Genomic DNA, 18,870 nt, shown 5'->3' with positions numbered 1-18,870 from the left:
AAGATGTAGCGTAACGATGTTGGTGTCAGGGCGTTAAGCGCCTTACACTACAGGAAAATCCTAACCTTCGGGGTATCTATGAAATTAGCACTTCTGGGTCGTCAGGCGATGATGGGCGCGATGGCCGTTGTTTTGATGGCTGGCGTCAGCGTGAAAACTTTTGCGGCGGAAAACCTGCTCAATCAGATTAAAGAGCGCGGCACCCTACGCGTGGGCCTCGAAGGCACCTACCCTCCCTTTAGTTTTCAGGGGGATGACGGCAAGCTGACCGGGTTTGAAGTGGAATTCGCTAACGAACTGGCGAAACATCTTGGCGTGAAGGCCGATCTCAAACCGACCAAGTGGGACGGTATGCTGGCCTCGTTGGACTCCAAGCGTATCGACGTGGTGATTAACCAGGTCACTATCTCTGACGAACGTAAGAAGAAATACGATTTCTCCACCCCATATACCGTCTCCGGCGTGCAGGCGCTGGTGAAGAAGGGTAACGAAGGCGTAATTAAAACCGCGGCGGATCTGAAAGGCAAGAAAGTGGGCGTCGGACTGGGCACTAACTATGAAGAGTGGCTGCGTCAGAATGTCCAGGGCGTGGACGTCCGTACCTATGATGACGATCCCACCAAATACCAGGATCTGCGTGTAGGCCGTATTGACGCCATTCTGGTAGACCGTCTGGCGGCGTTGGATCTGGTGAAGAAAACCAACAATACGCTGGCGGTAACCGGCGAAGCCTTCTCTCGTCAGGAAGCTGGCGTTGCGCTGCGTAAAGGCAACGACGACCTGCTGAAAGCGGTAGATGGCGCGATTGCAGACATGCAGAAAGATGGCAGCCTGAAGGCGCTGTCCGAGAAATGGTTTGGCGCTGACGTGACGAAATAACGGACAGCGGTGAAAAAAGGCGCTCCTGGAAGCGCCTTTTTTTATTTAGCGCGTAACTGTGTGCATAATGAAGCATAACTGAGTCAGGAGGGGCCATGTCACTGCAAAACTTAACCCGCTTTCCGCGCCTGGAATTGATCGGCGCGCCGACGCCGCTGGAGTATCTCCCGCGTCTGTCCGATCACCTTGGGCGCGAAATTTTTATTAAACGTGATGATACGACGCCGCTGGCGATGGGGGGCAACAAACTGCGTAAGCTGGAGTTTCTCGCCGCCGATGCGCTGCGCGAGGGCGCGGATACCTTAATCACCGCCGGCGCGATCCAGTCTAACCATGTGCGTCAGACGGCGGCAGTCGCTGCGAAACTGGGACTGCATTGCGTGGCGCTACTGGAAAATCCCATCGGCACCCGGGCGGAGAACTATCTGAGCAATGGCAACCGTCTGCTGCTGGATCTCTTTAACACCCAGGTTGAGATGTGTGATGCCCTGACCGATCCCGCCGCCCAGCTCGATGAGCTGGCGACCCGCATTGAGGCGCAGGGGTATCGTCCGTATGTTATTCCGGTCGGCGGCTCCAATGCCCTCGGCGCGTTAGGCTATGTGGAAAGCGCACTGGAAATCAGCCAGCAGTGCGAAGACGCGGTGGCGATCTCGTCAGTCGTGGTCGCCTCCGGCAGCGCCGGCACCCATGCCGGATTGGCGGTCGGCCTTGAACAGCTGATGCCGCAGGCGGAACTGATTGGGGTGACCGTGTCGCGCTCGGTCGCTGACCAGTTGCCGAAAGTGGAGGCGCTGCAGCGGGCCGTGGCCAACAGTCTCGAGCTACAGGCGAAGGCTGAAATTATACTGTGGGATGACTACTTTGCCCCAGGATACGGTACGCCAAACGAAGATGGGATGGCCGCAGTGAAGCTGCTGGCGCAGCTGGAAGGTATTTTGCTCGACCCGGTCTATACCGGCAAAGCGATGGCCGGGCTTATCGACGGCATCACGCAGAAGCGCTTTAAGGATGAAGGGCCGATACTGTTCGTCCACACCGGCGGAGCGCCGGCGCTGTTTGCCTATCATCCTCACCACTAATACAGAAACGACAGCATGCAAGAAAGTATCCAACTGGTCATTGATTCCGCCCCTTTTCTGCTGAAAGGGGCCGTCTTTACGCTGCAGCTGAGCATTGGCGGGATGTTTTTCGGCCTGGTGCTGGGCTTTATCCTGGCGCTGATGCGCATGTCGCCAGTCTGGCCGGTAAAATGGCTGGCGCGCATGTATATCTCTATTTTCCGCGGCACGCCGCTTATCGCCCAGCTGTTTATGATCTACTACGGCCTGCCGCAGTTCGGCATTGAGCTTGACCCGATCCCGGCGGCGATGATCGGCCTGTCGTTGAATACTGCGGCCTATGCGGCGGAAACGCTGCGCGCGGCCATCGCCTCGATTGATAAAGGGCAATGGGAAGCGGCGGCCAGTATCGGTATGACGCCCTGGCAGACGATGCGTCGGGCCATTTTACCCCAGGCGGCGCGGGTCGCTTTGCCGCCGCTGTCGAACAGTTTTATCAGCCTGGTAAAAGATACCTCGCTGGCGGCAACGATCCAGGTGCCGGAGCTGTTTCGTCAGGCGCAGCTAATCACCTCGCGAACCCTGGAGGTCTTCACCATGTATCTGGCGGCCTCCCTGATCTACTGGGTAATGGCGACAGTGCTCTCCTCGCTGCAGAATTATTTTGAAAACCAGCTGAACCGCCAGGAGCGTGATCCGAAATGAGTGCGATAGAAGTGAAAAGCCTGGTAAAAAAATTCCATGGCCAGACGGTGCTCCATGGTATCGACCTGGAGGTACAGAAAGGGGAAGTGGTGGCGATCATCGGCCCCAGCGGCTCGGGCAAAACCACCCTGCTGCGTAGCATCAACCTGCTGGAGCAACCGGAGAGCGGCACTATCCGCGTCGGCGATGTGACGATCGACGCCGGTCGCAGCCTCGGGCCGCAGAAAGGGCTCATTCGCCAGCTGCGCCAGCACGTCGGCTTTGTCTTCCAGAACTTTAATCTGTTTCCCCACCGTACGGTGCTGGAGAACATTATTGAAGGGCCGGTCATCGTAAAAGGTGAAGATAAGCAGGAGTCCATGGCGCGGGCGCGCGAACTGCTGGCGAAGGTGGGGCTCAGCGGAAAAGAGAATAGCTATCCGCGCCGTCTCTCCGGCGGGCAGCAGCAGCGAGTGGCTATTGCCCGCGCGCTGGCTATGCGTCCGGACGTGATCCTGTTTGATGAACCCACCTCGGCTCTCGATCCTGAGCTGGTGGGGGAGGTGCTCAACACCATCCGTCAGCTGGCGCAGGAAAAACGCACCATGGTGATCGTGACCCATGAAATGAGTTTCGCCCGCGACGTTGCCGATCGGGCGATATTTATGGATCAGGGACGCATTGTCGAACAAGGCGAGGCAAAAGCGTTGTTCGCTTCGCCCCAGCAGCCGCGTACCCGTCAGTTCCTTGAAAAATTCCTGATGCAGTAAAGCATGGGCTGGCGCGGCGGCTCAGCTTCGCGGGAGCCGCCGCGTTTAGCCCACTCTCGCGGCGGGGTAACGCCCCCGCGACACGTCTTTGCGCTATTGACTCCCACGGCCGTATACACCGCTTCCCATCGCCCTTGGCAGGGTGTAGAACATGATGGGAGAAAAACGCTATGTTTCTGTGCGGCGAGCGGGAAAATGGCAAGCCTTCAGACTAATAAATGCGACAGCTACGATATTTTATACATATAAATAAGATTTATGTGTTAGTTTTCTGTATTTATAATAATGATTATCAATCAGGAGTTATTTGCACAGCTATGAGGGACAATGATTTTTTCAGCTGGCGGCGGGATATGCTGCACCAATTTCAGTCCATGGCCACCGGCGAGGAGGTTTATAATCTCCTGCAACGTGAAACCGAAGCGCTGGAATATGATTACTACACGCTTTGTGTGCGCCACCCGGTGCCTTTCACCCGCCCCCGCGTTACGTTCCAGTCGACTTACCCCCGCGCATGGATGTCGCACTATCAGGCAGAAAATTATTTCGCGATAGATCCTGTGTTACGGCCGGAGAATTTTATGCGTGGCCATCTGCCATGGAACGACAGCCTGTTTCGTGATGCGCCGGCACTGTGGGACGGGGCGCGTGACCATGGTCTGCAAAAGGGGGTGACGCAGTGCCTGACGTTGCCAAACCATGCTCAGGGATTTCTCTCTGTCTCCGCGAACAATCGTCTGCCGGGCGGTTACCCTGAAGATGAGCTTGAGCTGCGTCTGCGAACGCTGACTGAACTAAGCTTGCTGACGCTGCTGCGTCTGGAAGATGAGATGGTGATGCCGCCGGAGATGAAGTTCAGCCGCCGCGAACTGGAAATCCTCAAATGGACGGCGGAAGGAAAGACTTCGGCGGAGGTGGCGATGATTCTCTCGATTTCGGAAAATACGGTGAATTTCCATCAGAAGAATATGCAGCGGAAATTTAATGCGCCGAATAAAACGCAAATTGCCTGCTACGCCGTGGCGACAGGGCTAATCTGAATGCGCCTGCCGTTCTGCGTGTCAGACGTGATACCGGCTGTCAGTGATACTTTCAGCCGGCACAGGATTACTGCCGATAGGCTTGTTTAATCTGCTTAACGGTGCTGGAGAATACGGCGGCCTGAGCCTCATCTTCCATCTGTGAAATCTGCTTTTCCATTTTAATAATCACGCGCCCCGCATCCGCCTGGCCCATCGCCTGCAGCATCAGCGTAATCATCGCTTTCAGGCAGGAGACTTCCTGCGCCAGTTCCTGCTTATTTTCTGCAGTGGAAAAATCTGGTGTGCTCATCGATATCCTCGTTTACTCGCTGCGCTATTGCGCTCTACTCAATGTGAAGGCCGCGCAGTATACCACAAGCGACAGAAAAAAAAGGTGTGCTTAATTTCTGTTCTCTCATCTGAGCTGTGAATGTTTTTATGCTTCGGATAATACGTAATAGCCGTCGGCAAGCCAATAATTTCCCCGATCTATTTAGCTCGTTAATAATTGTTACATATTTTGCTTCGTATTTATACGCTACGTAATCTGTTGTATTTTTTGTGCCTTCTGTATGAGTATTGTTAAAAAATAAGAGCCGCGCAACTGACTGTTCTCAATGACTTTCCACTTAGTGTGCACAGACATTGCCATAAATGAGAGCCAAATCGAGGCGAGGGCATTTTTTTGCCTTTTAAAATAGCAATAAAACCCGGTAATATGTGGGAGATAAAGTATCAGTAGCGTTATCCCTCATTCTGGAGATTATTCCTTTGATCAACGTTCTTCTTGTTGATGACCACGAACTGGTGCGCGCAGGGATACGACGCATTCTGGAAGATATAAAAGGGATTAAAGTCGCTGGCGAAGCCTGCTGCGGCGAGGACGCCGTCAAGTGGTGCCGGGCTAATTCCGCAGATGTCGTCCTGATGGACATGAACATGCCTGGGATCGGTGGTCTTGAAGCGACGCGCAAAATCGCGCGCTCCGTGGCGGGCACCAAAGTGATCATGTTGACCGTGCATACCGAGAATCCTTTACCTGCCAAGGTCATGCAGGCGGGCGCGGCAGGCTATCTCAGTAAAGGCGCCGCGCCGCAGGAAGTGGTGAATGCCATCCGCTGCGTCGCGTCCGGGCAGCGCTATATTGCCTCCGATATTGCCCAGCAAATGGCGTTAAGTCAGATTGAACCCGAAAAGACAGAATCGCCGTTTGCCAGTTTGTCTGAACGCGAATTGCAGATTATGCTGATGATCACCAAAGGTCAGAAGGTGAATGAGATCTCAGAGCAGCTAAATCTGAGTCCTAAAACGGTTAACAGCTACCGCTATCGGATGTTCAGTAAATTAAACATTCATGGCGATGTCGAGCTGACCCACCTGGCAATTCGCCATGGCCTGTGTAATGCGGAGTCGTTAGCAAGCCAGTGAGTGATGTTTTTGACGCAAAAGCTTTCCTGAAAACGGTGACCAGCCAGCCCGGTGTGTATCGGATGTATGATGCTGGCGGAACCGTCATCTATGTTGGCAAAGCCAAAGATCTGAAAAAGCGGCTCAGTAGCTACTTCCGCAGCAACCTTGCGTCGCGTAAAACGGAAGCGCTGGTAGCGCTGATCGCGCAAATCGACGTGACCGTCACCCACACCGAGACGGAAGCGCTGCTGCTTGAGCACAACTATATTAAGCTGTACCAGCCACGTTACAACGTGCTGTTACGCGACGATAAATCGTATCCTTTTATTTTTCTCAGCGGCGATACTCATCCGCGTCTGGCGATGCATCGCGGCGCCAAACATGCGAAGGGCGAATATTTTGGTCCTTTTCCCAACGGCTATGCCGTGCGCGAGACCCTGGCGCTGCTGCAGAAAATCTTTCCCATCCGTCAGTGTGAAAACAGCGTCTACCGCAATCGCTCCCGCCCCTGTCTGCAGTATCAGATTGGTCGCTGCCTGGGGCCGTGCGTGGCCGGGCTGGTCAGCGAAGAAGAGTATGCTCAGCAGGTAGAGTATGTGCGGCTGTTTCTCGCCGGCAAGGATGACCAGGTGCTGACCCAGCTCATCGCGCGGATGGAGAAGGCGAGCCAGAACCTGGAGTTCGAAGAGGCCGCGCGCATCCGCGACCAGATTCAGGCCGTCCGCCGCGTGACGGAGAAACAGTTTGTCTCCAACACCGGTGACGACCTCGACGTGATCGGCGTCGCCTTCGATGCCGGCATGGCCTGCGTGCATGTGCTGTTTATCCGTCAGGGCAAAGTGCTGGGCAGCCGAAGCTACTTCCCGAAAGTGCCGGGCGGCACCGAGCTGGGAGAGGTCGTGGAGACCTTTGTCGGCCAGTTCTACCTGCAGGGCAGCCAAATGCGCACGCTGCCGGGGGAGATTTTGCTCGACTTTAACCTTGGGGATAAGACGCTGCTGGCCGACTCGCTGTCGGAGCTGGCGGGTCGTCGAATCAATGTGCAGACTAAGCCGCGCGGCGACAGAGCGCGTTATCTTAAGCTGGCGCGGACCAACGCCGCGACAGCGTTAACGACCAAATTGTCTCAGCAATCGACCATTCATCAGCGTTTGCAGGCGCTGGCCAGCGTACTGGAGCTGCCGGCCGTCAAGCGAATGGAGTGTTTTGACATCAGCCACACCATGGGCGAACAGACCGTAGCATCCTGTGTGGTGTTTGACAGCAATGGCCCACTGCGCGCGGAGTATCGGCGCTACAACATCACCGGCATTACCCCTGGCGATGACTATGCGGCGATGAATCAGGTCCTGCGCCGTCGCTATGGTAAAGCGATTGATGACAACAAGATCCCGGATGTGATCCTGATAGACGGCGGCAAGGGACAGCTGGCCCAGGCGAAAGCCGTGTTTGCTGAACTGGACGTCCCCTGGGATAAACATCATCCGCTGCTGCTGGGCGTGGCGAAAGGTAGCGATCGAAAAGCGGGTCTGGAAACGTTATTCTTTGAGCCGGAAGGGGAAGGGTTTAGCCTGCCGCCGGATTCGCCGGCCCTGCATGTGATCCAGCATATTCGCGATGAATCGCACGATCATGCGATCTCCGGGCATCGCAAAAAACGGGCGAAAGTGAAGAGCACCAGCTCGCTTGAGACTATCGAGGGGGTGGGGCCGAAGCGTCGTCAGATGCTGCTGAAGTATATGGGTGGGCTGCAGGGGCTACAGCAGGCCAGCGTCGAAGAAATTGCTAAAGTACCGGGCATCTCTCACGCTCTGGCAGAAAAGATCTTCTACTCGTTGAAACATTAGGGGCTCTGTAGCAACATAGGGCTAATTTTTACTTACAACAGATAGTTACCCGTCACTATGCAATTTAATATCCCTACGTTGCTTACTCTGTTTCGCGTCATCCTGATCCCGTTTTTTGTGCTGGCGTTTTATCTGCCCTTTAGCTGGGCGCCGTTTGCCTGCGCGCTGATCTTCTTTGTTGCCGCGGTAACCGACTGGTTTGATGGTTTCCTCGCTCGTCGCTGGAATCAGAGCACCCGTTTTGGCGCCTTCCTCGACCCGGTTGCCGATAAAGTCATGGTGGCTATCGCCATGGTGCTGGTTGCCGAACACTATCACACCTGGTGGGTCACGCTACCGGCGGCGACCATGATTGCCCGTGAGATCATTATCTCTGCGCTGCGTGAGTGGATGGCGGAGCTGGGGAAACGCAGCAGCGTGGCGGTCTCGTGGATTGGCAAAGTGAAAACGACCGCCCAGATGACCGCCCTGGTATGGATGCTGTGGCGTCCTTATCCGTGGGTGGAGTGGGCCGGGATCGCGCTTTTCCTCGTGGCGGCGGTGCTGACGCTGTGGTCGATGCTGCAGTATTTGAACGCGGCGCGCGGCGATTTGCTTGATCAGTGATCGTTTCGCCGTTATTTTCAGCAAACGATACAAAGTTGCGAAAAATACCGTTGACTCACCGCGAGAGATAAGTAGAATGCAACGCATCGAACGGCGGCACAGTCTTCCAGACGATAACAAAATCAAGTGATTAGCAAATAACTTGATGATGCGGGAATAGCTCAGTTGGTAGAGCACGACCTTGCCAAGGTCGGGGTCGCGAGTTCGAGTCTCGTTTCCCGCTCCAGATTAACAGCATCGGCAGTTGCGGGTGCTTCAGTATTAAAGGCGCGTTAGCAAAGCGGTTATGTAGCGGATTGCAAATCCGTCTAGTCCGGTTCGACTCCGGAACGCGCCTCCACTTTATATCCCGAGCCCGGATGGTGGAATCGGTAGACACAAGGGATTTAAAATCCCTCGGCGTTCGCGCTGTGCGGGTTCAAGTCCCGCTCCGGGTACCATTGGGAAATACAGAATAATCAAAGCAATAAGCAGTGTCGTGAAACCACCTACGGGTGGTTTTTTTGTTTCTGCACTTTCGCTTTCTGATACCTTTCCCGCCAGCCTGACGCCACGGCGTTTTTCGGTTAACTCTGGCCTTACAGTCAATTTCTCATTTGTCCCAGGACAAAACGATCGCGCCTTGCTACTATCAAACGAACTCTCAGCCCAGCCTGCCGGAGGCAGCATGTTCAGTGGACTTTGCGCATTTCCTTTGACACCTTTGCATCAGCAAGTTTTTGATGAAAAGGCATTTATTCGTATTCTCGCCCGTCTTACCGATGCCGGAGTCGACTCTCTGGGCATCTTAGGTTCAACCGGTAGCTACGCTTATCTCAGCCGTGAGCAGCGCAGACGAGTGGTGCAGGTGGCGAAGGCGCATGCGGGGTCGATCCCGATGATGGTCGGCGTCGGCGCCATTGCGACTAACGAGGTGCTACGCCTGGTGGAGGATGCTCAGGAGGCAGGGGCGGATGCGTTATTACTGCCGATGATGTCCTATCAGCCGCTTTCCGCGGAGGAGATCTTTGCCTTTTACGAAGAAGTTTGCCGGCATGTCTCGGTGCCGGTTTGCCTGTATGACAATCCCCGCACTACCCACGTAATGCTGGCGGATGAGCTGCAGGGGCGCATCGCCGCCTTGCCGGCCATTGCCTCGATTAAAATTCCCGGCCTGCCCGCGCCACAGGCGAGCGAACGTGTAGCGGCCCTGCGTCAGCATCTTCCCTCTCGCGTTACGCTTGGCGTTAGCGGCGATGCGTGCGCCACTGCCGGGTTGCAGGCCGGCTGCGAAGCCTGGTATTCGGTCTGCGGCGGACTCTTTCCCCGCTTCTCACTGGCGCTGGTAAGAGCGATACGTAGCGGCGATGTGGCGCAGACTGCGGCACTGAATGAGCAGCTGGCCCCCTTATGGCGATGCTTTGATCGCTATGGTGGTAGCCTGCGAGTGATAGCCAGCGCCGCAGCGATGCTCGGACTCTGCGATCCAGACTCGCTTCCCCGTCCTTTGCTTTCGTTAGGGGAGGAGGCCTGTCGTGAGGTGGCGTCGGCGCTGCGCGGCCTGGCCTGATCGCTTACCGTTGATACCGGCGCAATAGGTATCGCCGGGTGGCTTTCTGTCGGCAATTCGGCTACTGTAGGCCCGATTTTTACCATGCGAGCCTGTGAATGAATACCGGACCTTTGAACGAAAACGAACTGGAATGGCTGGATGACACTCTGGCGAAATACGCCGCCGAAGGCGCCATTCTGGATGTCTCTGAACTGGATGGCCTGTTGACGGCGATCCTCTCTGCGCCGACCGACATCGAACCCGCTCAGTGGCTGCTGGCGATTTGGGGCGGGGCGGATAATGTCCCGCGCTGGGCCAACGATCGCGAGCGCGATCGCTTTGTCAATCTGACGCTGCAGCATATGAGCGATATCGCCGAACGGCTGGAGTCTTATCCCGATCAGTTCGAACCGCTGTTCGGCACCCGCGAAGCGGAAGGTCAGGAGCTGACCATAGTTGAGGAGTGGTGCTTTGGCTATCTGCGCGGCGTGGCGCTGAGCGACTGGTCGACGTTGCCCGCTGAACTCCAGCCGGAGCTGGACGCTATCGCGCTCCACGGCAGCGAAGAACAGTTTAGCGCGCTGGATAATCTGACGGCGGATGAATTTATCGCCAGCATCGAGCGTATCACGCCGGCGGCGCTGGCGCTTTACCAGTACTGGATAGCGAATCCGCAGCCGGTGGAGGCCCCGCAGCCAATAAGAAATGAAGCGAAAGTCGGACGCAACGATCCCTGCCCATGCGGCAGCGGTAAAAAGTATAAGCAGTGTTGCTTAGCGAAATGAACAAGGGGCCAGCAGGCCCCTTTTTTATCCCACCGCGGGCAACAACCCGGCAGCGATGCTGAACTGAATAGCCACGATGCCGATCCCGCACAGCAGAACCAGCCATAGCGTCGGTGCGCCGCCGGCGACCCGCCAGGTAGCCTGCGGATGCTCTCGGCGACTCTTCATGACCAGCAGGGCCGGCATTATCAGCGCCAGCACGGCTAATGCCACCCCGGCGTAGCCGAGGGCCATGACGAAACCGCGGGGATAGAACAGGGCGAACGCCAGCGGCGGCAGGAAGGTGATTATCCCGCTCTGCAGACGCCCGCCGACGCTGTTTTTACGCTGAAACATATCCGCCAGATAATCAAACAGGCCGAGCGAGACGCCGAGGAATGACGTCGCCAGCGCAAGGTCGGCAAACAGGTGAACGGCCAGCTCCACATGCGGTGACGCCACCACTTCGCGGATCGCCTCCAGCAGGCCGTTCAGACCAGCGTTATTTGCCAGCATGGCGGTAAAGGCCGGGGCGTCGATACTGCCCAGCGTCGCCAGCTGCCAGAAAATATAGGCCACCAGAGGAATAAAGCTGCCGATGATAAATACCCGGCGCAATTTGCGAATATCCCCCCCCAGATAGCTGACGATGCTCGGGACGCTGCCGTGAAAACCAAAGGAGGTGAAAATCACCGGAATGGCCGAGAGGGCCAGGCCTTGCTCAACCGGCAGCGTCAGCAGGTTCACCTGATGAATGTGCGGCATCAGCAGGGCCAGCATAATCACCAGGAAGACGATTTTGGCGCTAAACAGGAAGCGATTGAACAGATCCACCAGCGCGGTGCCAATGCACACTACCGCCCCGCCGAGGAGGGTGAAGATCAGTACGCCTGCGGCCGGCGGTAGCTGCCAGTCCAGCCACTGGTTGAGGCTGGAAGCGAGTAATTCACCGGCGCCACTGATATAGGCTGCCGTGAGGGCGTACAGCAGAAACAGCATGCAGAATCCGGTAACCCACTGCCCATAACGGCCCAGATAGCGCGCCGCCAGAGAACCGAGCCCCATATCGGCAGGGACATGCTGGTAGACTTCCAGCAGCAAAAGGGCGGTATAGCACATCAATGCCCACAGGGTGAAAAGTAAACCCAACGTGACGGTAAAGCCGACGCCTGCGGCGGCCAATGGCATTGCCAACATTCCTGCACCGATGGTGGTGCCAGCTACGATTAAAATACTGCCCAGAGTGCGGTTTTTCACGCTTTTCGCTATCCCTACAGCAAGTAACAATAAATTATGCCGCGCAGAGTAGGGGATATTACGGCTTTCGTCAAATCGGGATTACAAGTTGTGTAATGAAATGTTTACATAATAAGAGGGCGAAAGCCTGCGCTGGCGCAAGGCGCGGGTTGACGGTCTGGCCTAAGCTGGCGGTTTTTGCAGGAGGGGTTATGTCTTCTATTCATGGTCATGAAGTTTTACAGATGATGCTCGCCTCGGGTGAGTCCTGGACGGTCGCCTCGCTGGAGGCCGCCATTCGCCGCCGCTTTGGCGAAGAGGCGCGGTTTCACACCTGTTCAGCAGAGAATCTAAGCGCCGCACAGCTGGTGGCGTTTTTAGAGAAAAAAGGCAAATTTATTGCCAGAGAGGAAGGTTTTACTACCGCAGAAAATAAGATCTGCCGACATTAAGGGGGCCGCGACACGGACTGTCGCGGCGCGGGGGATTAATTCTGCGCGTCGAGGGTAGCCAGCTCTTTATCGATAAAGTACAGACCTTCGCCGCTTTTTCCAGCGAGGGTCAGTTTATCGATCACCGATTTAAATAATTTCTCTTCTTCATGCTGTTCAGCAACATACCACTGCAGGAAATTAAAGGTCGGGTAATCCTGGCTGGTCATGGCCGCGTGCGCCAGTTCATTTATTTTTTGCGTGATCAGCTGCTCATGCTCGTAGGTCTGGCGGAACAGCTCGTCGAGTGAGGCATATTCGGCAAACGGGGAGGCGATAGCGTTGATCCGCGGCAGGCTGCCGGTGTCGGTTAGATAGTCGAACAGGCGCTGCATATGGGTCATCTCTTCCTGAGCATGGCGACGCAGGAAGGCCGCGGCGCCTTCAAAACTGTGGTAACTGCACCAGGCGCTCATCTGCTGATAAAGAAGAGAAGAATAGAGTTCAAGATTCATCTGTTCATTCAGTTTGTCAATCATGTCCGTTTTCAGCATCGTTGCACTCCTGGAATTAAATAATAGATGTTATTGGCTGCCACTATAATTTGTTATTTAATTATTTGCAAAAAGTAAATTTAAAAATGTTTTATTTAAAATGCTAATGGGAATAACACGCATTGGCAGTTTAATAATAAATGAGAATGCTTTTAATTTATTATTCATTATTGCCTGGGCGGTCAGGACTTTGTCGCCGGCGGGTGGTAAGGGAGGACGAAGCGGATTCGCCAGCATGCAGAGGGCTGAGGTCAACAGACAGGGGGAGCCTGCGAAAGTGTGAAGCACTGCGTAAATTTTAAAACAACTTTTCATAAAATTTGAAAGTTTGTTTTCAAGGTAGTAAAGTGCAGTCAACGTCAATGACATTCTGCGGGCAGGCCCGCACAGCATTCAGGAGAATAACCATGAAGATTGCACTGATGATGGAGAACAGCCAGGCGAACAAAAACGCCATCATCCTCAAGGAGCTTAACGCGGTTGCCGACGAAAAAGGATTCCCGGTCTATAACGTCGGCATGAGCGATGAGAACGATCATCATCTGACCTACATCCATCTTGGGATCATGGCCAGTATTCTGCTGAATTCGAAAGCAGTTGACTTCGTGGTCACCGGCTGCGGTACCGGTCAGGGGGCGCTGATGTCGCTGAACATCCATCCGGGCGTGGTCTGCGGCTACTGTATCGATCCGGCGGATGCGTTCCTGTTTGCCCAGATCAACAACGGTAATGCGCTGTCGCTGCCGTTTGCCAAAGGCTTCGGCTGGGGCGCCGAACTGAATGTGCGGTTTATCTTTGAAAAAGCCTTTACCGGCCGCAACGGCGAAGGCTATCCGCCGGAGCGCAAAGAACCGCAGGTGCGCAATGCCGGGATCCTCAACCAGGTCAAAGCGGCAGTAGTAAAAGAGAACTACCTCGATACCCTGCGCGCCATCGATCCGCAGCTGGTGAAAACCGCAGTCTCCGGCCCACGCTTCCAGCAGTGCTTCTTCGAAAACTGCCAGGATAAAGCAATCGAAGACTTTGTTCGCCAGATCGTCGCTTAACCGTCATCAGGGCCAGCGCCGCTGGCCCTTCCGTCGTTTATTTTTTCTTCTATTTCTTCTTCTCCGACACGCTGCTGCCGGCCGTTTTGGCCAGATGCAGGCTGTCGATCATCCCTACCAGACATATCAAGGCGATAAACACAAACGACAGGCGGAAGCTGATCCCCGGTAGTTCAGTAAGATGCAGCCAGTCGCCGACCTGCTCGCCCAGGCGAATGCCAATCGCCCCGAGCGTGATCCCCAGCCCTACCGCCAGCTGCGACGCGGTACTGAACAGCGTATTAGCATCACTCATCTGCGCGGCGGGGACATCGGCGAAGGCCAGCGTGCTTACACCGGTAAACTGGATTGAGCGAAACACACCGCCGAGATAAAGGATCAGCATGATGGCCCAGACCGGCGTCTGCGGCGTAAGCAGCGCGCAAGCCAGCAGCGAACAGACGTTCAACGCGCCATTGATCAGCAGTAGCCGACGAAAGCCCAGCCAGCGAATGAGCGGTGTGGTGGCGGGTTTAATGGTTAAATTACCGACAAACACCGCCAGCACCAGCAGGCCGGAATGAAAAGGATCCATACCGAATCCCACCTGGAACAGCAGGGGGAGCAGAAAAGGCACCGCGCTGATGGAGGCCCGGAACAACGAGCCGCCGTACATTGTCACCCGGAACGTCGGCACCTGCAGGGCGTCGAGACGAACCATAGGCGCCGCCGCCCGGCGGAAATGACGAATGGAATATAACAGACAGCCGAAGCCAAGCGCGGCGAGAGCCAGCGTCGGCCAGATCTGCGGCTGGCGATCGCCGAGCCGCTCCATCGCGGTTACCAGACTGACCATCGCGACCGAGGTAGTGATAAATCCGCTGAGATCGAAGGAGCGCCGTTCCGTTTCGCGAATATCAGGGATAATGCGCAGCGAAAGGATGATGGCGGCAAGGCCCAGCGGGACATTGATAAAGAAGATCCAGTGCCAGCTGGCGTAGCGGGTTATAAAGCCGCCCAAAGGCGGGCCGATAATGGGGGCCACCAGCGCTGGCCAGGTCAAGGTGGCGATGGCCTTGATCAGCTGGTGTTTCGGCGTGGTGCGTAGCACCGCCAGGCGACCAACGGGGACCATCAGCGCGCCGCCGACTCCCTGAAGGATACGCATGGCGACAAAGATATGCACCTCGGTGGAGAGGCCGCAGAAGACCGAGGCAAGGGTAAAGATCGCCAGGGCGAGAGTAAAAATAGCCCGGGCGCCGAAGCGATCGGCGATCCAGCCGCTGGCCGGGATCAGGACCGCAAGGGTAATCAGATAGGCGCTGATGCCGATATTCAGTTCGACCGCGGTGACGCCAAAATCCCTCGCCATATCGGGCAGGGCGGTGGCGATCACCGTCCCGTCGAGAAACTCCATAAAAAAGGCACCTGCCACCAGCAGCGCCGGCGCTGAAAAAGCACGTTCATCGCGGGAAGAGATCGCGGTATTCATGTTGTCACTGCCATCAAGAGTGTGATCCTGTGCAAAGCGGCAGGAGACGACCCGCCAGCCAGTAGGGTAGATAAAAAAACCTGCGACGGCAGGTTTTATTATCGTTAACGATTTAGGGTACTATTACGCTCCTGAAAAAAGGAGTAATTAATGTCTCAACATCTTACCGAACACGACGAGCTGGTTTCCGATGTGGTTGCCTGCCAGCTGGTTATCAAACAGATCCTCGATGTCATTGACGTCATTGCGCCGGTGGAAGTGCGTGAAAAAATGACCACTCAGCTGAAAGCTATCGACTTCGCCAGCCATCCGGCCTCTGCCGATCCGGTGACCCTTCGCGCGGTGCAAAAAGCGATCGCGTTGATTGAGCTGAAGTTTACTCCACAGGAAGAAACGCATTAATACCAGGCCTCGCCGGATACCGGCGGGGCCTTCTTCTTTAATGGGAAACGACGGTCTGCGCAGGCGCAGGGGCAGCATCTTTGAACAATTTGCTGTTGCCCCAGCACTCTTCGTAGCGATGGCCGACCAGATCCTCCACGATAACCCGCACGTCCGGCGCAATATCGCTAATTTTGCCGCCCGCTTTTATCCGCGCGACTTCCTGCAGCACCACCAGATGGGCCTTCCGGTCCAGCTTCATCTGCTTGCTGAAGACGATGGCGGCCAGGGCTAATGCGATCACCCCGACGCAGAATACCACTGCGATAGCGGTCACCGCGCTTTCCGGTTGGCTGTGCGCTTTTGACTGGAAACCGTAGAAGCTCAGGATCGCCCCCATCGAGAACACCACAATCGAGCGCAGAATTTTTCCTGAGAAGGTCATGGCGCCGGCATAGATCCCTTCCCGCCGGCGTCCGGTGTAGATCTCATCGACATCGGCCAGGAAGGTGTAAACGGTCCAGGGTATATAGTAAACCCCGCCGGTACCCAGGCCGAACAGCACGGTAATGCCGAACATCAGCACTGTCGCCAGGCCGGACGGTAGATGGAAAAACCACAGCGAGGTATACAGCAGAACCGCGAAAATCACGATCCCCAGCGCCAGGATATAGGGTTTGCTGAAGCCCTTTTTCACGCACAGGCCGATAAACAGCGCCGTAGAGATCAGCTGCAGAATCGAGTTCAGGCTGTTCAGCCCGGCCACCATCGCTGGATCGTGTTGTAGAACGAAGATCACGAAATAGGTGAAGATGGAGGCAAACAGCCATTCCGCGCCAAAGCCGCACAGGTACATACCAAGATGTTTGCGGAATACGCGTAGATAAAAAGTCGAACGCATATCTTTCGCCAGCGACAGCAGGGTGCTCAGCAGTCCTTTTTTCGCGCTGGTTTCCACCTCTTCCCCGCGCTCACGCTCCCAGCTGCACAACCACAGGCAGGAAATAGCGACGATCAGGATCGCGCCATAGGTCAGACCGGTGAGGAAGAAAGGGGTGGCAGAATCTTTGCCATACAGCAGAATGAACTGGCCGGGAATAAACGCCGCGAGGAAGTTGGCCAGCTTACCAAAGATAGCTTTATAGCCGGTCAGTTTTGAACGCAGTGAGAAATCATCGGTCATCTCTGTCGCCAGCGTTTCATAAGGCACCATGATAGAGGTGTAGATGATCTCAAACACCACATAGGTGCTAAGGTAGTACCAGAAACTCAGGCCTTCCACCCACAGCAGCGGGTAGAACATCATCAGCGGAATACCGATTAGCAGAAAGAAACGCCGGCGGCCGAAGCGCTTGCCCAAACGCGTTTTGCCAAAATTATCCGTCAGATAGCCCATCAGCGGGTTGCTGATAGCGTCAATGATGCTGGCGACGGAGAAGATAAATGAGGCCTCGATCAGCGTCAGGCCGCAAAAGGTCGTATAAAAATAGAGTAGCCATGCGCCGCTTATCGCCAGTGCGCCGCTCCCTAACAGATTTCCGCCGCCGTAGGCTAACTGATGGCGTAACAAGATCGGTCTTCCCTGCAGCCCTTCAGAGGCTGAAGCCGTGTATCTAGCCATAAAAAATAAACCTCGTGTTTTATATTTTTGAAACACTGTTTTTATATTTATTTATGGTTCGTCAAAAAGTGACCGCGCTCACTAATCCCCCTTATGGGGTAACGGTGATGAGGGAATGGGATCGAGTTAAAACTTTTTTATTCTTGAAAGGAATAATAGGGGAGAAAAAATAGACGTAATGGATTAATAAACCGGGCGGGGCAGCGCAGACGCGCTCCCCCTGGCAGAGCGATAAAGGCTTGATTAATGCGCTTTCTGCGCTTCTCCAACGATAGCCATCAGACGCCGATCGGTCTGCTCCATCCCGAGACCGGCTTTATCGGCATTACGAATTTCCTCAAGCACGCTTTGCAATAGCAGGCCATCCTGCTGCTGCTCTTCCGCCAACAGCGTGAGAAACCGCCAGGTACTGTCATCGCTTTGCGCTTTGGCTTCCTGAGCGAGACCGCTCAGCAGACGACTGCGCTGTTGGTAATCGCTCAGGGTTTGGGTAAACAGATCTTCCAGCGAGGTGCACTCAGGGTTACAGGCGTGGTCGGGATTGACGATCGGCCAGCTGCCGGCTTTTTTCAGGTAGTCAAATACGCGCATGGTGAGGGTGATGCTGCTTTGCGCGCGGGTGCGCAGAAACGTCGCGGCGCCGTCGAAGCGATGCCGGGCGCACCACTCACTTAAGTTTAGGTAAACGTTAGAGGCGTGAAACTCAAGATTCATTTGGGTGTTTAGCTTTTGTGCCATTCCTGGAACTGCCATAAAAAATATCCTTATTAACCGGGAAGGGGTTACTGGTGCGCGTCAGCGGATCCTGCGGATAACTACAAGATAAAATAGTGACACGCGGCACTGTTGCAGAATAATAAAACTCTACACATTCCGTATGAGTCGGGTATTTTTTCCATTTGCCGACAATTTAAGAATACTCGCTCAACGAAATTAAGAAAACTCTCAAGCGCGGTAATTTACGTTTTGTTACACCATTATTTGTGCAAACTACCAGGGCTGAGATTGTGCGCCGTTGGCAGGGGCTCGCTGGTTTCAGATTGGTTATAAGATATAAGTATTTGACTACGAGATTCGTCGTAGAAGAGAACGGAATAAGTTATTTAATTAGTAATGTTTCAGGTTGATGATCATTATTTTTATTTTTTGTTGCAGGCGCTTTTATCAAGAGGAATATATTTTTTCTATTCGGAATAAATTACGCCAAAGATCCGTTTTTTCGCGATATTAAGCGGGCCATGTGGCTCAGCGGTGCGAGGTGGGTTGCCATTTGAGTGGCGCACAGGCGATCGCCCGTAGCAGCGCCGTCAATCGCTGATGATAACAGTGCTGTAACCCTCCGTTAAACATCCTCTGACAACACAAGGATAAGCCTGCTGATGGTATAGATGATCCTGCTATGCCCCGGTAAAATTGTATGACAATTGTGTCATTTTTTATGTCATTTTTTGCTAAATGTATGTACGCAATTACTGTAATTCCGCGATGTGATAATGCTCTCGTATGGAGAAATAATTTCCGGGTATTACTACTCTAACAACGGCAGTGGGGAATGC

General features: G+C 54.8%; 21 protein-coding genes, 3 tRNA genes and 1 pseudogene. 17 read left to right on the top strand and 8 right to left on the bottom strand.

Annotated elements, in window-relative coordinates; genetic code table 11:
* Window positions 1–78: 78 nt before the first annotated feature.
* From tcyJ to sdiA, 5 genes are all read left to right on the top strand, one after another.
* Window positions 79–879, top strand: a complete 801-nt coding sequence (gene tcyJ / locus HMPREF3140_RS05885; RefSeq protein WP_004141135.1) for a cystine ABC transporter substrate-binding protein — start codon at window positions 79–81, stop codon at window positions 877–879.
* 95 nt (window positions 880–974) lie between these two features.
* A complete protein-coding gene (gene dcyD, locus HMPREF3140_RS05880) occupies window positions 975–1,961 on the top strand; it encodes a D-cysteine desulfhydrase (RefSeq protein ID WP_032411894.1) in 987 nt (328 codons plus the stop codon).
* Window positions 1,962–1,976: 15 nt separating this feature from the next.
* The gene (gene tcyL / locus HMPREF3140_RS05875) at window positions 1,977–2,645 is read left to right on the top strand and encodes a cystine ABC transporter permease (protein WP_002911547.1); all 669 of its coding nucleotides are present in this window, start codon (window positions 1,977–1,979) and stop codon (window positions 2,643–2,645) included.
* Window positions 2,642–3,394: an L-cystine ABC transporter ATP-binding protein TcyN gene (tcyN, locus tag HMPREF3140_RS05870; protein WP_004151455.1), complete on the top strand. Its 753-nt coding sequence runs from the start codon at window positions 2,642–2,644 to the stop codon at window positions 3,392–3,394. Before tcyL ends, tcyN begins: the two co-directional genes overlap by 4 nt.
* A gap of 317 nt (window positions 3,395–3,711) precedes the next feature.
* Window positions 3,712–4,434, top strand: a complete 723-nt coding sequence (gene sdiA / locus HMPREF3140_RS05865; RefSeq protein ID WP_002911542.1) for a transcriptional regulator SdiA — start codon at window positions 3,712–3,714, stop codon at window positions 4,432–4,434.
* A 67-nt stretch (window positions 4,435–4,501) separates the two neighbouring features.
* Here the strand turns inward: sdiA and HMPREF3140_RS05860 are convergent, their stop codons facing one another.
* Window positions 4,502–4,726: a DUF2594 family protein gene (locus HMPREF3140_RS05860; protein ID WP_002911541.1), complete on the bottom strand. Its 225-nt coding sequence runs from the start codon at window positions 4,724–4,726 to the stop codon at window positions 4,502–4,504.
* Between the two features lie 461 nt (window positions 4,727–5,187).
* Between HMPREF3140_RS05860 and uvrY the strand changes: the two genes are divergently transcribed.
* The 8 genes from uvrY (at window position 5,188) to HMPREF3140_RS05820 (ending at window position 10,595) form a co-directional block, all read left to right on the top strand.
* The gene (gene uvrY, locus HMPREF3140_RS05855; RefSeq protein ID WP_002911539.1) at window positions 5,188–5,844 is read left to right on the top strand and encodes a UvrY/SirA/GacA family response regulator transcription factor; all 657 of its coding nucleotides are present in this window, start codon (window positions 5,188–5,190) and stop codon (window positions 5,842–5,844) included.
* On the top strand, window positions 5,841–7,673 hold the full coding sequence (uvrC, locus tag HMPREF3140_RS05850; RefSeq protein ID WP_002911538.1) for an excinuclease ABC subunit UvrC: 1,833 nt from the start codon (window positions 5,841–5,843) through the stop codon (window positions 7,671–7,673). The genes uvrY and uvrC overlap by 4 nt, the downstream gene beginning before the upstream one ends.
* Window positions 7,674–7,730: 57 nt before the next feature.
* Entirely contained in the window at window positions 7,731–8,279 is a 549-nt protein-coding gene (gene pgsA / locus HMPREF3140_RS05845) for a CDP-diacylglycerol--glycerol-3-phosphate 3-phosphatidyltransferase (protein ID WP_004141115.1), read from the top strand.
* A 150-nt stretch (window positions 8,280–8,429) separates the two neighbouring features.
* Window positions 8,430–8,505 (top strand) — tRNA-Gly (locus tag HMPREF3140_RS05840).
* A gap of 40 nt (window positions 8,506–8,545) precedes the next feature.
* Window positions 8,546–8,619, top strand: a tRNA-Cys gene (locus HMPREF3140_RS05835).
* Window positions 8,620–8,632: 13 nt separating this feature from the next.
* Window positions 8,633–8,719, top strand: a tRNA-Leu gene (locus HMPREF3140_RS05830).
* A 227-nt stretch (window positions 8,720–8,946) separates the two neighbouring features.
* Window positions 8,947–9,828 (top strand): dihydrodipicolinate synthase family protein, encoded by an 882-nt coding sequence (locus HMPREF3140_RS05825; RefSeq protein WP_070552880.1) that lies wholly within the window; start codon window positions 8,947–8,949, stop codon window positions 9,826–9,828.
* A 98-nt stretch (window positions 9,829–9,926) separates the two neighbouring features.
* The gene (locus HMPREF3140_RS05820) at window positions 9,927–10,595 is read left to right on the top strand and encodes a YecA/YgfB family protein (RefSeq protein ID WP_004141106.1); all 669 of its coding nucleotides are present in this window, start codon (window positions 9,927–9,929) and stop codon (window positions 10,593–10,595) included.
* Window positions 10,596–10,619: 24 nt separating this feature from the next.
* On the opposite strand, the gene tyrP is transcribed toward HMPREF3140_RS05820, so the two are convergent.
* Window positions 10,620–11,831, bottom strand: a complete 1,212-nt coding sequence (tyrP, locus tag HMPREF3140_RS05815) for a tyrosine transporter TyrP (protein WP_004891013.1) — start codon at window positions 11,829–11,831, stop codon at window positions 10,620–10,622.
* 191 nt (window positions 11,832–12,022) lie between these two features.
* Between tyrP and HMPREF3140_RS05810 the strand changes: the two genes are divergently transcribed.
* Window positions 12,023–12,262, top strand: coding sequence for a YecH family metal-binding protein (locus HMPREF3140_RS05810; RefSeq protein ID WP_004175410.1), 240 nt, complete (start codon window positions 12,023–12,025; stop codon window positions 12,260–12,262).
* A gap of 35 nt (window positions 12,263–12,297) precedes the next feature.
* Here HMPREF3140_RS05810 and ftnA read toward each other — a convergent pair whose 3' ends face one another.
* Window positions 12,298–12,795 (bottom strand): non-heme ferritin, encoded by a 498-nt coding sequence (ftnA, locus tag HMPREF3140_RS05805; RefSeq protein ID WP_004141101.1) that lies wholly within the window; start codon window positions 12,793–12,795, stop codon window positions 12,298–12,300.
* 57 nt (window positions 12,796–12,852) lie between these two features.
* Window positions 12,853–13,032 carry a hypothetical protein gene (locus tag HMPREF3140_RS05800; RefSeq protein ID WP_020324969.1) on the bottom strand — a complete coding sequence of 60 codons (180 nt, stop codon included), beginning with the start codon at window positions 13,030–13,032 and terminating at the stop codon, window positions 12,853–12,855.
* A 170-nt stretch (window positions 13,033–13,202) separates the two neighbouring features.
* On the opposite strand from HMPREF3140_RS05800, the gene HMPREF3140_RS05795 reads away from it, so the two are divergent.
* Complete coding sequence (locus HMPREF3140_RS05795; protein ID WP_002911528.1) at window positions 13,203–13,841, top strand: RpiB/LacA/LacB family sugar-phosphate isomerase; 639 nt, start codon at window positions 13,203–13,205, stop codon at window positions 13,839–13,841.
* Window positions 13,842–13,890: 49 nt separating this feature from the next.
* On the opposite strand, the gene HMPREF3140_RS05790 is transcribed toward HMPREF3140_RS05795, so the two are convergent.
* Window positions 13,891–15,312 (bottom strand): MFS transporter, encoded by a 1,422-nt coding sequence (locus tag HMPREF3140_RS05790; RefSeq protein ID WP_004148871.1) that lies wholly within the window; start codon window positions 15,310–15,312, stop codon window positions 13,891–13,893.
* Between the two features lie 150 nt (window positions 15,313–15,462).
* Here HMPREF3140_RS05790 and HMPREF3140_RS05785 point away from each other — a divergent pair, with 150 nt between their 5' ends.
* Window positions 15,463–15,714 carry a DUF2766 family protein gene (locus HMPREF3140_RS05785; RefSeq protein WP_002911524.1) on the top strand — a complete coding sequence of 84 codons (252 nt, stop codon included), beginning with the start codon at window positions 15,463–15,465 and terminating at the stop codon, window positions 15,712–15,714.
* A 37-nt stretch (window positions 15,715–15,751) separates the two neighbouring features.
* Here HMPREF3140_RS05785 and HMPREF3140_RS05780 read toward each other — a convergent pair whose 3' ends face one another.
* Window positions 15,752–17,263, bottom strand: coding sequence for an MFS transporter (locus HMPREF3140_RS05780; protein ID WP_002911522.1), 1,512 nt, complete (start codon window positions 17,261–17,263; stop codon window positions 15,752–15,754).
* 65 nt (window positions 17,264–17,328) lie between these two features.
* Here HMPREF3140_RS05780 and HMPREF3140_RS05775 point away from each other — a divergent pair, with 65 nt between their 5' ends.
* Window positions 17,329–17,487: a hypothetical protein gene (locus HMPREF3140_RS05775; protein ID WP_032411883.1), complete on the top strand. Its 159-nt coding sequence runs from the start codon at window positions 17,329–17,331 to the stop codon at window positions 17,485–17,487.
* Between the two features lie 70 nt (window positions 17,488–17,557).
* Here the strand turns inward: HMPREF3140_RS05775 and HMPREF3140_RS05770 are convergent, their stop codons facing one another.
* Window positions 17,558–18,067 (bottom strand): non-heme ferritin-like protein, encoded by a 510-nt coding sequence (locus HMPREF3140_RS05770; RefSeq protein WP_004175413.1) that lies wholly within the window; start codon window positions 18,065–18,067, stop codon window positions 17,558–17,560.
* Between the two features lie 434 nt (window positions 18,068–18,501).
* Window positions 18,502–18,597, bottom strand: a pseudogene (locus tag HMPREF3140_RS28640) (hypothetical protein); the annotation flags it as partial.
* Window positions 18,598–18,870 lie beyond the last annotated feature (273 nt).

Source organism: Klebsiella sp. HMSC16A12 (assembly GCF_001808265.1).
Taxonomy (GTDB): domain Bacteria; phylum Pseudomonadota; class Gammaproteobacteria; order Enterobacterales; family Enterobacteriaceae; genus Klebsiella; species Klebsiella pneumoniae.
The sequence above is the reverse complement of the archived record's forward strand: the minus strand, read 5'-3'. Positions and strand labels throughout refer to the sequence as shown.

What these genes read in the sequence shown, in the direction of transcription:
- tcyJ (WP_004141135.1), top strand. Translation starts at nt 79, where the DNA reads ATGAAATTAGCACTTCTGGGTCGTCAGGCGATGATGGGCGCGATGGCC.
- dcyD (WP_032411894.1), top strand. Translation starts at nt 975, where the DNA reads ATGTCACTGCAAAACTTAACCCGCTTTCCGCGCCTGGAATTGATCGGC.
- tcyL (WP_002911547.1), top strand. Translation starts at nt 1,977, where the DNA reads ATGCAAGAAAGTATCCAACTGGTCATTGATTCCGCCCCTTTTCTGCTG.
- tcyN (WP_004151455.1), top strand. Translation starts at nt 2,642, where the DNA reads ATGAGTGCGATAGAAGTGAAAAGCCTGGTAAAAAAATTCCATGGCCAG.
- sdiA (WP_002911542.1), top strand. Translation starts at nt 3,712, where the DNA reads ATGAGGGACAATGATTTTTTCAGCTGGCGGCGGGATATGCTGCACCAA.
- HMPREF3140_RS05860 (WP_002911541.1), bottom strand. Translation starts at nt 4,726, where the DNA reads ATGAGCACACCAGATTTTTCCACTGCAGAAAATAAGCAGGAACTGGCG.
- pgsA (WP_004141115.1), top strand. Translation starts at nt 7,731, where the DNA reads ATGCAATTTAATATCCCTACGTTGCTTACTCTGTTTCGCGTCATCCTG.
- HMPREF3140_RS05825 (WP_070552880.1), top strand. Translation starts at nt 8,947, where the DNA reads ATGTTCAGTGGACTTTGCGCATTTCCTTTGACACCTTTGCATCAGCAA.
- HMPREF3140_RS05820 (WP_004141106.1), top strand. Translation starts at nt 9,927, where the DNA reads ATGAATACCGGACCTTTGAACGAAAACGAACTGGAATGGCTGGATGAC.
- HMPREF3140_RS05810 (WP_004175410.1), top strand. Translation starts at nt 12,023, where the DNA reads ATGTCTTCTATTCATGGTCATGAAGTTTTACAGATGATGCTCGCCTCG.
- ftnA (WP_004141101.1), bottom strand. Translation starts at nt 12,795, where the DNA reads ATGCTGAAAACGGACATGATTGACAAACTGAATGAACAGATGAATCTT.
- HMPREF3140_RS05800 (WP_020324969.1), bottom strand. Translation starts at nt 13,032, where the DNA reads ATGCTGGCGAATCCGCTTCGTCCTCCCTTACCACCCGCCGGCGACAAA.
- HMPREF3140_RS05795 (WP_002911528.1), top strand. Translation starts at nt 13,203, where the DNA reads ATGAAGATTGCACTGATGATGGAGAACAGCCAGGCGAACAAAAACGCC.
- HMPREF3140_RS05790 (WP_004148871.1), bottom strand. Translation starts at nt 15,312, where the DNA reads ATGAATACCGCGATCTCTTCCCGCGATGAACGTGCTTTTTCAGCGCCG.
- HMPREF3140_RS05785 (WP_002911524.1), top strand. Translation starts at nt 15,463, where the DNA reads ATGTCTCAACATCTTACCGAACACGACGAGCTGGTTTCCGATGTGGTT.
- HMPREF3140_RS05770 (WP_004175413.1), bottom strand. Translation starts at nt 18,067, where the DNA reads ATGGCAGTTCCAGGAATGGCACAAAAGCTAAACACCCAAATGAATCTT.